The 10,576-nt window shown below is 60.4% G+C and carries 19 protein-coding genes; 1 reads left to right on the top strand and 18 read right to left on the bottom strand.

The features are described 5' to 3' along the window. Positions 1-33: 33 nt before the first annotated feature. Complete coding sequence (locus M8Q45_RS06550) at positions 34-1,839, bottom strand: DNA cytosine methyltransferase (RefSeq protein WP_249874004.1); 1,806 nt, start codon at positions 1,837-1,839, stop codon at positions 34-36. A gap of 84 nt (positions 1,840-1,923) precedes the next feature. On the opposite strand from M8Q45_RS06550, the gene M8Q45_RS06555 reads away from it, so the two are divergent. Then, positions 1,924-2,115: a hypothetical protein gene (locus M8Q45_RS06555; protein ID WP_249874005.1), complete on the top strand. Its 192-nt coding sequence runs from the start codon at positions 1,924-1,926 to the stop codon at positions 2,113-2,115. 1 nt (position 2,116) lies between these two features. Here M8Q45_RS06555 and M8Q45_RS06560 read toward each other — a convergent pair whose 3' ends face one another. The 17 genes from M8Q45_RS06560 to M8Q45_RS06640 form a co-directional block, all read right to left on the bottom strand. After that, positions 2,117-2,677, bottom strand: coding sequence for a Mu-Gp12 family protein (locus M8Q45_RS06560; protein ID WP_186642898.1), 561 nt, complete (start codon positions 2,675-2,677; stop codon positions 2,117-2,119). Between the two features lie 59 nt (positions 2,678-2,736). Then, positions 2,737-2,952: a hypothetical protein gene (locus M8Q45_RS06565; RefSeq protein WP_249874006.1), complete on the bottom strand. Its 216-nt coding sequence runs from the start codon at positions 2,950-2,952 to the stop codon at positions 2,737-2,739. Continuing rightward, positions 2,949-3,269 (bottom strand): hypothetical protein, encoded by a 321-nt coding sequence (locus M8Q45_RS06570; protein WP_249874007.1) that lies wholly within the window; start codon positions 3,267-3,269, stop codon positions 2,949-2,951. The genes M8Q45_RS06565 and M8Q45_RS06570 overlap by 4 nt, the downstream gene beginning before the upstream one ends. A 75-nt stretch (positions 3,270-3,344) precedes the next feature. Next, the gene (locus tag M8Q45_RS06575; RefSeq protein ID WP_249874008.1) at positions 3,345-3,809 is read right to left on the bottom strand and encodes a hypothetical protein; all 465 of its coding nucleotides are present in this window, start codon (positions 3,807-3,809) and stop codon (positions 3,345-3,347) included. Beyond that, entirely contained in the window at positions 3,806-4,048 is a 243-nt protein-coding gene (locus M8Q45_RS06580; protein ID WP_249874009.1) for a hypothetical protein, read from the bottom strand. Before M8Q45_RS06580 ends, M8Q45_RS06575 begins: the two co-directional genes overlap by 4 nt. Further along, positions 4,045-4,662, bottom strand: coding sequence for a lambda exonuclease family protein (locus M8Q45_RS06585; protein WP_249877275.1), 618 nt, complete (start codon positions 4,660-4,662; stop codon positions 4,045-4,047). The genes M8Q45_RS06580 and M8Q45_RS06585 overlap by 4 nt, the downstream gene beginning before the upstream one ends. A 5-nt stretch (positions 4,663-4,667) precedes the next feature. Then, complete coding sequence (locus M8Q45_RS06590; protein ID WP_249874010.1) at positions 4,668-5,429, bottom strand: ERF family protein; 762 nt, start codon at positions 5,427-5,429, stop codon at positions 4,668-4,670. A 7-nt stretch (positions 5,430-5,436) separates the two neighbouring features. Continuing rightward, positions 5,437-6,543, bottom strand: a complete 1,107-nt coding sequence (locus M8Q45_RS06595; protein WP_249874011.1) for a hypothetical protein — start codon at positions 6,541-6,543, stop codon at positions 5,437-5,439. A 272-nt stretch (positions 6,544-6,815) separates the two neighbouring features. Then, positions 6,816-7,010, bottom strand: coding sequence for a hypothetical protein (locus M8Q45_RS06600; RefSeq protein ID WP_249874012.1), 195 nt, complete (start codon positions 7,008-7,010; stop codon positions 6,816-6,818). Further along, positions 7,007-7,198, bottom strand: a complete 192-nt coding sequence (locus M8Q45_RS06605) for a hypothetical protein (RefSeq protein WP_249874013.1) — start codon at positions 7,196-7,198, stop codon at positions 7,007-7,009. The genes M8Q45_RS06600 and M8Q45_RS06605 overlap by 4 nt, the downstream gene beginning before the upstream one ends. Next, the gene (locus M8Q45_RS06610; RefSeq protein ID WP_249874014.1) at positions 7,195-7,620 is read right to left on the bottom strand and encodes a hypothetical protein; all 426 of its coding nucleotides are present in this window, start codon (positions 7,618-7,620) and stop codon (positions 7,195-7,197) included. The genes M8Q45_RS06605 and M8Q45_RS06610 overlap by 4 nt, the downstream gene beginning before the upstream one ends. Before the next feature lie 21 nt (positions 7,621-7,641). Next, positions 7,642-7,863, bottom strand: a complete 222-nt coding sequence (locus M8Q45_RS06615) for a DUF551 domain-containing protein (RefSeq protein ID WP_116641750.1) — start codon at positions 7,861-7,863, stop codon at positions 7,642-7,644. A 21-nt stretch (positions 7,864-7,884) separates the two neighbouring features. Then, positions 7,885-8,076 carry a hypothetical protein gene (locus M8Q45_RS06620; protein ID WP_249874015.1) on the bottom strand — a complete coding sequence of 64 codons (192 nt, stop codon included), beginning with the start codon at positions 8,074-8,076 and terminating at the stop codon, positions 7,885-7,887. A 25-nt stretch (positions 8,077-8,101) separates the two neighbouring features. Then, complete coding sequence (locus M8Q45_RS06625; RefSeq protein ID WP_249874016.1) at positions 8,102-8,431, bottom strand: hypothetical protein; 330 nt, start codon at positions 8,429-8,431, stop codon at positions 8,102-8,104. 1,000 nt (positions 8,432-9,431) lie between these two features. Then, positions 9,432-9,617: a hypothetical protein gene (locus M8Q45_RS06630; RefSeq protein ID WP_249874017.1), complete on the bottom strand. Its 186-nt coding sequence runs from the start codon at positions 9,615-9,617 to the stop codon at positions 9,432-9,434. Next, the gene (locus M8Q45_RS06635) at positions 9,614-9,874 is read right to left on the bottom strand and encodes a hypothetical protein (RefSeq protein WP_249874018.1); all 261 of its coding nucleotides are present in this window, start codon (positions 9,872-9,874) and stop codon (positions 9,614-9,616) included. Before M8Q45_RS06635 ends, M8Q45_RS06630 begins: the two co-directional genes overlap by 4 nt. A gap of 441 nt (positions 9,875-10,315) precedes the next feature. After that, the gene (locus tag M8Q45_RS06640; protein WP_249874019.1) at positions 10,316-10,567 is read right to left on the bottom strand and encodes a DUF1654 domain-containing protein; all 252 of its coding nucleotides are present in this window, start codon (positions 10,565-10,567) and stop codon (positions 10,316-10,318) included. Positions 10,568-10,576: the final 9 nt, after the last annotated feature.

The raw sequence follows: 10,576 nt of genomic DNA on the forward strand, positions 1-10,576 counted from the left end.
GCCGGGGCATGCCCGGGCGGTGGAGTGGGGGAGTTATGCGGCGAGGCGCTGATAAAGCTCGATGATGTCGGCGGCGTTGGCAGCGACCAGGGCTTCGGCTTCGTCGGGACAGACGCTGTTGCCGATGAGCCGCACCTGGTCGACCTTCTTGATGTCGCGCCATTCCTCGGTACCGGTGACCGGGTCAACGAACAGCCCGCGATCGATGATGTAGTCCTTGTCGAAGCCCTGGGCCGCCTTCAGTTCCGGCGGTTGCAGCATGCGAAGCGTGATGTCCACCAGCACGTAGCCGCCGACCATCACCATGTCAGCGGGGTCCTTGAAGTGCTCCGGCAAATACTTGTGCATGAATGCTGCGCAGCGCTGGACCCCCCTCAATTGCTCGGGAGTCAACGTGTTCGGCACTTGGGTCACCTCAACCAACGCAACCCGATCCTTCGTCGGCAGGGTATGCATTGGCTCTGTCAGTGAAATTCCATCCTTCTCGCTGCCGTAGTACTTCACCAGGTAGGCGCTTACGAGCCGCTGGTTGGCCCCGGATTGGCAAATGGTGGATATCGGATCGTGAGCTGAGCGCCCGTCGCCCTTGTAAAAGCCGCCATTAGCCTGCTCGAAGAACGCTGAGACAACTCCGTGGCGCGCGGCGCCGGCCAGAACTGTTTGCGTTGGCTCATCCGGTGAGCTGCCCACTGCGTTCTGCCCGAAGGCGGTCATGTGTGCTGCTGCCATCGCGAAGTGGCCGCCTTTGACTTGGGCAACCTGCGTGCGCAGCGGCTCCTGCACGTCGAAGTTGCGCTGTGCTGATCCGTTGGCGCATTCAGTCAGGAATGGAGCTGCCACCGGCTGTACCAGCGCGTGGTGGGTGCCGCCCGCGCTGATCGTGGAAAGCGCTTCGTCGGTACCGTGTGTGCTGGTGTGCGCCGATGAGGTGCCGCGCATTGGCACGATGAAAGGCTTCGCACTGGTCAGCACATGCCGCCAGCAGCCCTTGGCCACTCGGCGCATGGTGTTCTCGGCCATCGGTTTGTCTCGGAAGATCGTGCGCCCGAGGTTGTTCCAGTCGATGCATTCGGCGGCGGAGCGCCATGGCAATTGTTTCGCCGCGGGCCGTTTGTGACGCTTAGGCGCCGGCCAAACGATCGGCTTGCCGTCGCTTCGGGCCACCAGATAAAGGCGCTTGCGGATGGTTGGAGTGCCGGCGTTCGCCGCGATCCGCTCCCGCCACTCGGCGTTGTAGCCCAGCCCGCGCACTAGGGCTTCCATCGGCACGAACTCTCCGATCGCCTCGATGATTTCCGGCATGTCAGGATGATCAGCAGGCAGGCCGGAACTGATCGCAGCAATGAACGCCTTGAAGGTGCGGCCGCGCTCAGACTTGATCGGCTGGCCTTCATCGTCGATTGGGCCCCAGTCGCAGAACTCTTCAACGTTTTCGAGGAAAAGAAGACGGGATTTCGTGACGAACAACCAGCGAATCACTACCCAAGCCAACCCACGCACACCGCGATCGCGAGGCGCGCCGCCCTTGGCCTTGCTGTGATGGCGGCAGTCTGGCGATGCCCAGATGATCGCGACTGGCTGCCCGCCAGTGGCTTCGCGCGGATCAACTTCGAACACGTCGGCCACATAGTGCGCTGTCTTTGGGTGGTTGGCGCGGTGCACAGCCAGGGCGATGGGGTTGTGGTTCACGGCCACGTCCGGCTCCCGGTATGCCCGGGCGATGCCGGTGCTGGCTCCGCCACCGCCGGCGAACAGGTCAACCACCAGTTCCTTTTCGAACGGCAGGCCCATGCTCGGCTGGCCATGGATGAACTGAGGCAATTTCTGTTGTGCGGACATAGAGGATCCTCGCCGGTTGGCGTGATTCGAGTTTGTGGGCTATTGGTTGATGGTCCGGCATGAGGCCGGATCAAGGAGAGCAAGATGGGTATCGAAGAAATGCGCGACGACGAATTCAAGCCAACCTGCCCTAAATGCGGGGGTATTGAATTCGCAGCGGTGTACAACCGCTACGTTGCAAGGACAACCCAGGCGATCAGCATGATTATCTGTGCCGATTTGAACTGCCAGGCTGTCGCTGGCGTGCTTCCGACTACGGAGGTCTTCCCGGAATAATTCATGCAGCTTTGCGCTGTCCCAGGACCGTCTGGCGCGCTGTTTCAAACTCGCTGCCGAGTATCTCGGTGGCGCCCTCAATCCGTTCCACTCCATCCTCAAGGCGAACGCTCAAGTTCAGATAGACCGTCCCATCCAGCTCAAAAAATACCCCACCGCCAAGCCATAGCGAGCCTGGGTTAAGGCCGATCGCTTCCCATGCCTCATCCTGATCAATGCTGGTCGGGCAATGCTCCTTCCACAGCACGCTCAGTCGCTCATGTTCGGCGACTTGCGCGGCGCGGTCCTCTTTCGATGTTCCCTTGGCTGGCTTGGCGCTTGATCGGAGCGCGCGGTAGCCGTATTGATCGGGCCGGCACCAGTGGACATCCAGGTCACGACTTGCACTGAGTTTGACGCCGCCGACGTAGCTGCGACTTCCCGAGCGCATAGGTGATGTCTCGCCGCCGAAAACTTCGCCCAGCTTGGCCCGTTGTGTATTCCAAGCAGCGCGCTTGGCGTCCCAGGCAATGACCGCGGCCACAACGGCGGGAGCTGTCGTTTTGTAAAGGTAGGTGCTCATGGGTTATCTCCAGTCAGGCGCCGCCCTCCGTGGACCGGATGCGCAGCGTGGGGTAGGGGTTATGCGAATATGTCGAGCTGCTGCCCGGTGGACATCTTCCTGGACAGCTCAAGGCAGGCCGCCTCAAGTTCTCCGGCGTAGTGGTCGCGGGATTTGTCGATCTCGACGACAGAGCCGTCAGGCCGGCGTATCGTTCGCGATTTGCGTGGGCCGCGCTCGATGGTGTAGCCCAGGCGCTGCCACAAGTCGTTGGGGCTGCCGGGTTGGGCGGTCATGGACTGTCCTCATCACGGCAGATGCGAAGGGATTCGCGCTGATACGCCAGGGTCAATTTTGCCGACACGTTTTCAGGGATCACGTATTCGTGTCGCGGTGCCGAAAGGAACTGAGCAGATCCAGCCGGGCCCAGTCCGTGCAGATGGTGAATCATCAGCGTCATGGCCTCGCCCTGTTCCTCAATACCGTTCCAGGCCATCAGGTCGGCCAGGGCCTGGCGGGTGCCGGCCAGCGTGTGCAGCCGCAACTCCTCTTCGCCGCGGCTCTTTCGCTTCGCCGCAGTCTTTGCTGACCGGTCTTTCTGAGCTGCAGCCATGGCAGGTCTCCGTTATTCCACTGGCCGGCAGTGCCAGCCAGGTCTGTCGTTTGCGTTGTTGGGTGCGGAAACGTCTCACGCTGCTACCTTCACCTGGTGCCAGGCGCCGGCGGCGTAGAACAGCTTCGCCGCCTGGGCCTCATCCATCGAAACCTCATCCGGAATGGCGATCCAGCCTGATGCCACCAGATGGTTGGGGTTCGCGCTGTTGCGCAGCTCCAGGTAGTAATGCTCGATGGCGTCGGTCAGGCGCTCGACCTTGTAGATACCCTCCGGCGAGATCTCTACCGACTTGATGTACTCGGCGCCGCGCTCGTCTCGACACATGGCGGCGATGTAGATCGTCCAGTGATAGGAGAAGTCGAAGATGGCATTGGCAACCGCCACGCTGCGGATCTGGCGGCAACTCTTCCAGTTCACCATGACCTGACTGCCGCTGGGGTCGATGTTCACCACTGCGACGTGATTGGTGCGCAGCAGCGCCCGGCAACTGCGCTCGGCCCGGGCAAAGCCGTTATTGGGTTTGCGTTTCGACTTCATAGCGATTCCGCCATCTTGCGTAGGGCGCGGCGCTCGGCCAGCGACAGCGGCCTGGGTTTGCGCTTGAGGACCGTTTCAGGGTCTATCCGAGTTGAGCGGGGCGGTGGGATGGGGTTGCGCGGCGGGCTTGGCAGTTCGTTGACCTGGCCCCCGGCCGCCAGGAACTGGGCGATTTGCTCGGATATGGCGTCCGCCTTTGGTCGATGATGCTCGACCAGACTTAGGTGATTGCTGATCATGCTGCGATCCCCAGTACTTGGTTCATGCGGTCATCGAGGATTTCGTAGAAGGTTTTCACCCGCTCCGAGAGCTTGCGGATCATTGCTTCGTCGCGGTAGGCGCGCTTGATGAACAGCGGCATTCCCGGCCAGTAACAGACGAAGTCGATCCACTCGCGCTCGGAGATCCACAGGCCGCCCTGGCATTGAGCGACGTGTTCTTTTGGGATTTCGCCGGAGAGGATTACCTCGACCTGAAACTTCGGCAGTTTGGTTTTTATTTCCGTCAGCCCATTCGGCCCGACAAGCGAGTCGGGTGAGTAGCCGGCACCGTGGTTGAGGATGATCGCCACCTGCTTGGTTTCGACCTCCTCGCGCTGCTCATACAGCTTACGGGCAACACCTTCCAGTTCATGGCCTCGCTCCGTGTGCCGGTTTCCCTGGAAAGGGTCGGCAGCCTCGCCGGTGATGCGCTCGCCGATGAGCGTGTTCATGTAGGTGAAGGCGCCGGCGCCAAAGCCGGCTTCGCCTTTCCCGTTGACCAGCAGGCATTCCAGCTCGGAGCAAGTGACAATGCCAAGGCGAAGATCCAGCCATTCCTGCGAGCCCTGCTGAACTTCTGTGATGATTTGCATGGCCATTACCCCGCTTGCTGAGCGGCCTTGGCTGCTCTTGAGATTGAGTTGTTCAGACCTGCCACGACGCCATCGAACGCGGACTTGGCAATCTGTCCGGGATCGCCGTACATTTTTTCAAAGTTGGCGTGGACAGCCTCGCTGCATTTATCCAGCAGAGCCTGAATCTGCCTCGCTTGGGCAGGCGTCACCAGTTGATCAACTGGCTCTACATACCCGTCATTGTCGTTGTCGTCGCCGCTGGTGATGTTCAGCAGGGCGCACATGACGTAGCGCTTGCCATAGGTGGTGGTCGAGCCAACCGACTGAACAGCACTGCGTCCCGCGCCAGTATCAAGCGGCAGGATCATCGTCGTTTCTTCTCGGTGCCCGGACTTGTGCATCAAGATTCCGGTGATGCTCACGCCATTGGCCTGGTTCACGATCTTGAAGGACACGCCAAAGCCGAACTTAGCCATTACGGGACGCACCGCGTAGTTGATGTCGTCGAGGTCGGCGTACATCTTCTTCGTGTGCGTGTTCTCGGTGCGCTTCTCTACAGAAGGCATTTCGCACTGCATCTCTGCAAAAGCGGCGTTGAATGCCTCCAGCGCGCTCTTCGCTTCCATTCGATCCTGAAGCGAGATCAGTCGCTCCAGCTTGTCCATATCGCAGCGGGGGTCGAGGGCGAGCCTGCTGATTGTGGACAGCATGCTGATCTCTTGGCCCTGCTGGTTGGGTGCAAGGGGCTGGTGCCGCTCTTCCGGCATGATGATGTCAGTACTCATGGAAACCTCAGTATGAGATAGAGATTGAGGGGATCTTGCGCTGGGCGATCAGGGTGATTGCCTGCTTGGCGCATTCCTCGGTCATGCCGCCGGCGACGAATGCTTCTAGGGCGGCGCGGTTGACTGATTTCTTGTGCTCCAGGTCTGCCTCACGGGCTTCCTGTTGGCGAATGATTTCGTCCGCCGCGGCTTTCTGCCGGGCGATTTCGTCGAGGCGGGCGTTCTCGACCGCTTGCTTCTGGTCCTCGATCGCTTGCACACGGTCACGCTCGGCCTTTTGGTCGGCTTCGATCTTTTCCCGTTTGGCCTGCTCTGCTTTGCGTTCGGATTCAGCGGCGGCCAGCTTCAGGTCGTTCTCCCGCTTCTCGGCGGCTGCCTTCTCGTCTCGTTCGCGTTGGGCGGTGGCATCACGCTCACGTTGAGCCTTTTCCTCTGCTTCGCGGGTGGCGCGTTCGGCGGCTTCACGGGCGATACGGTCTTCGCGCTCTTTCTTCTCGCGGGCCTCGTCTTCGGCGCGGCGCTGAGCCAGCTCGGCCTGCTCGGCTTCGTACTGTTCGCGCTTTTCCAGTGCAGCCCGCAGCGTTGCCAAGGTATCCGCCTTCAATCGAAGCGCCTCGGCTTCGTACTCGCCCAGCCACTCGCCGTCGATCACGATGCCCTCAAAGGCTCCGATGCTGATCTTCAAGTATTCGGAGTCGGCAGCGCTGATGATCTGCGGGTCGAGGCGCAGCTTGCCAACCCAGGCTTCGATCTCTCGTTTCTTGGCAGCCTCGGCCTCTTCCCACTCCGTCAGCGGCTGGCGAGTGGCGTCACGCAGGGCATCCATCTTGTTCACAAACTCGCGCAACTCGGCCTCGACAACCTTCGGCATTTCCTTCAGGCGCTTCAGGTAATCGCGGCCCGGCTTTTCAACGGCCGTCTTCGACTTGCTGACGGTTGCTGCCAGGCTGGCGATGCGGGCCCGGCCTTTCGCCGTTTTGAGGTCAGGAACTTCGCTGCTGACCTCGGCCTGCACCTTTTCATAGAATGGCAACAGGCCGCCAGCGACGTAGATGGCCGGGGCGTTCTCTTCGCTGATGTCGTCAATGGTGATGACTTGCTGTTGTGCGGACATACGGAATCCCTGCCGCGACGTGCGCAGCGCTTGAAGGTTTGAGTTAGGAGGTGATGCGGTCTGCGTAGGCGCTTGCGAGCATCCAGGCAGTGCAGAGAAGAAGAACAATGGCTGAGCCGCGCCAGGTGTATATGCGGCGTAGGCGTTGGCGTTCGGTCATTGCAACACCTGTGATATCTGAGTGACCGAGCAGGCCCTGGAGCGCTCCTGTACCACGGTGTAGGCCAGCATGGTAATGAGCAGGGCTGAGGCGAGGATCCAAGTGATGGCTTTCATGACCGAGCTCTCACAGCGATCCGCCCGCCTTTCATCGTCACCGACAGAGGCATGTTCAGATCCTTCACCAGATCCTCGCGCTTGCGGCCGATCACCTCATTGAAGGGCAGGCCGAAGCCGAGGATGGCGATGCGGCGCTCGATGTCGTCTATCTGTTCGTCGATCAGGGTTTTTACTGGTGCAGTGCTCATGACGCCTCCTTGCGCTGCCTGGTGATTTTCAGGAGGCGCTTGCAGTAGTGGTTGAACTCTTCAACGCTGATGGCGCCGCCTTCCATCATTTTGGTGATCATTTGCAGCACGACTTTTCCGGCGCCTGGCGGGCTTTCTGGGTGATCCAGGCTGTCCAGTGCCTCGTCGATGAGGATGTGAGGGCTCACAATTCGTTGTCCTCTGCCTGGGCGATCACAGCGTCATCGGCCAAGGGCCCAAGCAGGGCCTGCGCGATTTCGCCGAGCTTGCCGAAGGGGTGGTCGCTGGGGCCGAGAAGTTCGGCCACGGCGTTCTTGTCGGCCCGGCCATCCGCTGACAGCAGCAGCCAGCCCAAGGCCGGAGTGCTAACCTCACAGTTCGCCAGCCGGTTGTTCACATGCTCATCCACCGCCAAGGCGAACTGAGCCACCGTCACACCCTGCGGCTGACGCATCCGGCGCTGGAACTTCACATCAGTGCGGAAACGAACCAGTTGCTCGACCGCGTTATACAGCCACTCAGCCCGAGCAACCTCCCGAGGACTCTCGCTCACAATCGGAGGCAACTGCGCGTCGTGCATGGCCTGACAAATCTTCAGTGCGGCGTTCATGGTTGCCTCCAGGGTGGCGGGTCAGTCGGTGGGCGGGGTGATGAAGGGTTGCCAGTGCGTCACGCGATGCTCGAAACGAGAGCCGTCCGGGTAGCGCCAGTCGATGCCGTTCCAGTAGAGGAAGCGCGAACCATTGGCGAACCGCTGTGCTGCCCTGGCGGGTGTGTAGGCGATGACGTGGTGCTTGCCGCCGCCCTCCGGCAGATCGGGCAGCCGTTCCGAGCACTTCATCCAATCACTCATGGCGACCTCCAGTGTTTGGGGTTAGGCGGTGGCGGGAACGGCCTCACGAAAGCGCGAAGGGCTCCAGTCGCACGACTCATCCGCCGGGATATGGCCGAACATCGCGGTGCAGCGGCGGCAATGCACACAGTCGCCGCAGGTCTTGCCCTCGGGCAGGTTCATCTGATCAGCGTTGTCTGCCGACCGTGGATACGGCGCTCGTTGCTCGGCCATGACTCTCTCCATCTGGTTGATCCGGTTAGGCGGCGACAACTGCCGGCTCGTCCTTGTCGTACTTTTCGCCGCAGAACATGCAGTAGTTAGCGATCATGCTCATCGACCTTTTCTTGTCCTTCATCACGCCAGCCTTGGTCGGGGCCTGAAACGTGACTTCGATTGGCATGACCTGCTTGAACTGCGCCCTCTGGCCGCCAAACATCATTGCGTAGCCGGTCAGCCGAGCACTCAAGCCCTTGAAGCCGTCCGGGAGTTCGGCGGGCAAAGCCTCAAGCAGCCGAGCCTCGGTATCTTGTTTGCAGGTACACATGCTGGTTTCCTCATCGGTTGATCCAACAAATTCCGGCTGCACACGATCCTTCCGCTGGTTGCCGTTGGGCGCGGTGTCATGTGCATGCGGGATTGGTCGGTTGTCTGTGGGAGCGAGAAGGGTGGTTACTGCGTGCTTTCGTTCGCCAGGGCCCGGAATAGAGCGGATCGCCTGTGGGAGCGAGAAGTGAAAAGGCCCAACTGGACAGAAAGGCCTTTTCGAATGATGCAGCGTCAGCTTGAGGATTTGGATCGGGGCAGCGTGCGCCAGAACGAACGCTGACCCTCAGTACATCGCCAGCGCTCACGATGGAAGCGCAATGGACCGGTTGGCAGGCCGTCATCAGTTGGCGGTTCTGGCCGCGCATGGCTGAGCGCTGCGCCGATCAGGAACAGTAGGAGCATGGTGATCTCCGGTTGGGGGGGGGTGATGCAGATGTCAGGGGCTGGCGAACCGTCCCCTTTCCAGGCGTTATGACCTCGCGGGCTTTCAACATGCACCGCTTCCGTATCCTGGCAACGATATGTAGTTGACGCTTACTGCGCTTCATCTGCGTTGCTGGTTACGTCTCCAGCGCCGAGTTCCACGGCCGTCTCCAGTTCGCCAGCGCTCGATAACAACCGATTCTTGCGATTTGATGCAGGTGGGCGGTTATAGGCCGCAGTTTCGTCCGCATCGGGGTGTGATCTGGCCGGCGCTGATCTCCGGCTTGTTGGAGTTGCCGCTTCGGGTCGTGAGCCTGAATCCAACCGGGCCTTGGCGCTTCAGCATGCGCATTCAGATCACACCCCGATGCGCTCTCGTAGAGAGGATCGGGCAGTTAACGACAGGCTGTCGTGGCGCTGGTTGTTCGGTAATCAGTGAGTGGCGAATCGATGGTTCCAGCGCTCAACCAGTTTTAGTGCCCGGTCTCGCGACCTGACAAACCGAACGGGCCTCATCTCATCTTCCTGTGCGCTGGGGAGTGAGCTGCATTCCGCATCACTCCAGGACCTAGAGATGGCCCAGCCCTTGCTGACACTGTGCCCTTCGCAGTAGAGCTTCATGCGGCAGCCTTGCAGTCAGCCGCCGTCATTCGATGGCCATCTTCCAGCTCAACTACGCGCACGCCACTGGTGAATCCACGCTCAGCGTTGAGCCTGTTTGCCTCGCGGATGCAGGCGCCCAGGTCGTTATCCGCAAATACCTGCAACTCTCCGCGCAGGGTGATGTGAATGACCTTGTTCATCGTCTTGCTCTCTCTTCAGAGACCTTTTCAAGAACTTCCCGGCTGAAGGCCTGAATATTCATGTGCGCCTTGACCGTCATCTGGCGACGTTCTTTGACATGGTCGCGCAGTGCGATATCGGCCAGGCCGGTAGGATCAGCTTCAAGCGCTGCAATCGCCTCGTCGATGCCGCCGAACCACTTGGCGAGACGCCGGGCGCAAGATGCCGCCGCCTCGTTCACTACCTCATCACTCACTTCAAAAACTGAAGTACTCATCGCGCACCTCCCGGTTGTTTTCCCAATGCACCCGTCACCAGGTGCATCAGTGAAAAATTCCGTGTTTCTCCGCACCCGCTTACCAGGTCATTCACTCAGTTCGGTCAACACCTCGTCCGCCGTCGCAGTGGGCTGCGCGTGGGCAGGCTTTCGGGCCTGTCGGATCGCCGGTCGCCGGTAGAGGCAAGTGCGGTTTTGTTCACCTGACTTCATCTCGCCCCACAGGTGTGGCCGGGGCTGACCTCCCAGCGTGAGCCGGGTAATCGTTTATGGCGCGGGTTGTTAAAGAGCGGCGCAGCTTTCGCTGCTGGGCCGGTGCTGCTTGGCTTGGAACAAACATTACTAGCGATAATATTAATCGTCAAGACCGCAGGTAATAAAAATTATCGCGGGCAATAAAAAGCCCGCTCGGTGGCGGGCTCGGGGATGGGGTGGGGTGGCTCAGGCTTCGCAGTATTCGCGCCAGCCGATCCTGACGGTTCCGTCCTCCAATCGTTCTATTCGAACGCCGCTGGTTTCTTCAATTTCCTGAAGGACTTGGTGCCAGGCCTCCGAGCTTTCATCCTCACGTCTGGATACGACGACGGCCTGGGTCTTTTGAACGGCAGGCGAGGCGATGAGGCGCTGGATTCGCCGCCCCACAAGTTCGTAGGAATTCTTTGGTTGCAGTTTGACGGCTGCGATCTGCTGCATATTGCGCTC

The organism is Pseudomonas sp. T1.Ur (assembly GCF_023516725.1).
GTDB classification, from domain to species: Bacteria; Pseudomonadota; Gammaproteobacteria; order Pseudomonadales; family Pseudomonadaceae; genus Aquipseudomonas; species Aquipseudomonas alvandae.

Coding starts and splice junctions, on each gene's coding strand:
- M8Q45_RS06565 (WP_249874006.1), bottom strand. CDS start 2,952: ATGACCGCCCAACCCGGCAGCCCCAACGACTTGTGGCAGCGCCTGGGC.
- M8Q45_RS06640 (WP_249874019.1), bottom strand. CDS start 10,567: ATGCAGCAGATCGCAGCCGTCAAACTGCAACCAAAGAATTCCTACGAA.
- M8Q45_RS06585 (WP_249877275.1), bottom strand. CDS start 4,662: ATGCAAATCATCACAGAAGTTCAGCAGGGCTCGCAGGAATGGCTGGAT.
- M8Q45_RS06580 (WP_249874009.1), bottom strand. CDS start 4,048: ATGATCAGCAATCACCTAAGTCTGGTCGAGCATCATCGACCAAAGGCG.
- M8Q45_RS06595 (WP_249874011.1), bottom strand. CDS start 6,543: ATGTCCGCACAACAGCAAGTCATCACCATTGACGACATCAGCGAAGAG.
- M8Q45_RS06570 (WP_249874007.1), bottom strand. CDS start 3,269: ATGGCTGCAGCTCAGAAAGACCGGTCAGCAAAGACTGCGGCGAAGCGA.
- M8Q45_RS06590 (WP_249874010.1), bottom strand. CDS start 5,429: ATGAGTACTGACATCATCATGCCGGAAGAGCGGCACCAGCCCCTTGCA.
- M8Q45_RS06630 (WP_249874017.1), bottom strand. CDS start 9,617: ATGAACAAGGTCATTCACATCACCCTGCGCGGAGAGTTGCAGGTATTT.
- M8Q45_RS06555 (WP_249874005.1), top strand. CDS start 1,924: ATGGGTATCGAAGAAATGCGCGACGACGAATTCAAGCCAACCTGCCCT.
- M8Q45_RS06560 (WP_186642898.1), bottom strand. CDS start 2,677: ATGAGCACCTACCTTTACAAAACGACAGCTCCCGCCGTTGTGGCCGCG.
- M8Q45_RS06615 (WP_116641750.1), bottom strand. CDS start 7,863: ATGAGTGATTGGATGAAGTGCTCGGAACGGCTGCCCGATCTGCCGGAG.
- M8Q45_RS06635 (WP_249874018.1), bottom strand. CDS start 9,874: ATGAGTACTTCAGTTTTTGAAGTGAGTGATGAGGTAGTGAACGAGGCG.
- M8Q45_RS06600 (WP_249874012.1), bottom strand. CDS start 7,010: ATGAGCACTGCACCAGTAAAAACCCTGATCGACGAACAGATAGACGAC.
- M8Q45_RS06610 (WP_249874014.1), bottom strand. CDS start 7,620: ATGAACGCCGCACTGAAGATTTGTCAGGCCATGCACGACGCGCAGTTG.
- M8Q45_RS06575 (WP_249874008.1), bottom strand. CDS start 3,809: ATGAAGTCGAAACGCAAACCCAATAACGGCTTTGCCCGGGCCGAGCGC.
- M8Q45_RS06550 (WP_249874004.1), bottom strand. CDS start 1,839: ATGTCCGCACAACAGAAATTGCCTCAGTTCATCCATGGCCAGCCGAGC.
- M8Q45_RS06620 (WP_249874015.1), bottom strand. CDS start 8,076: ATGGCCGAGCAACGAGCGCCGTATCCACGGTCGGCAGACAACGCTGAT.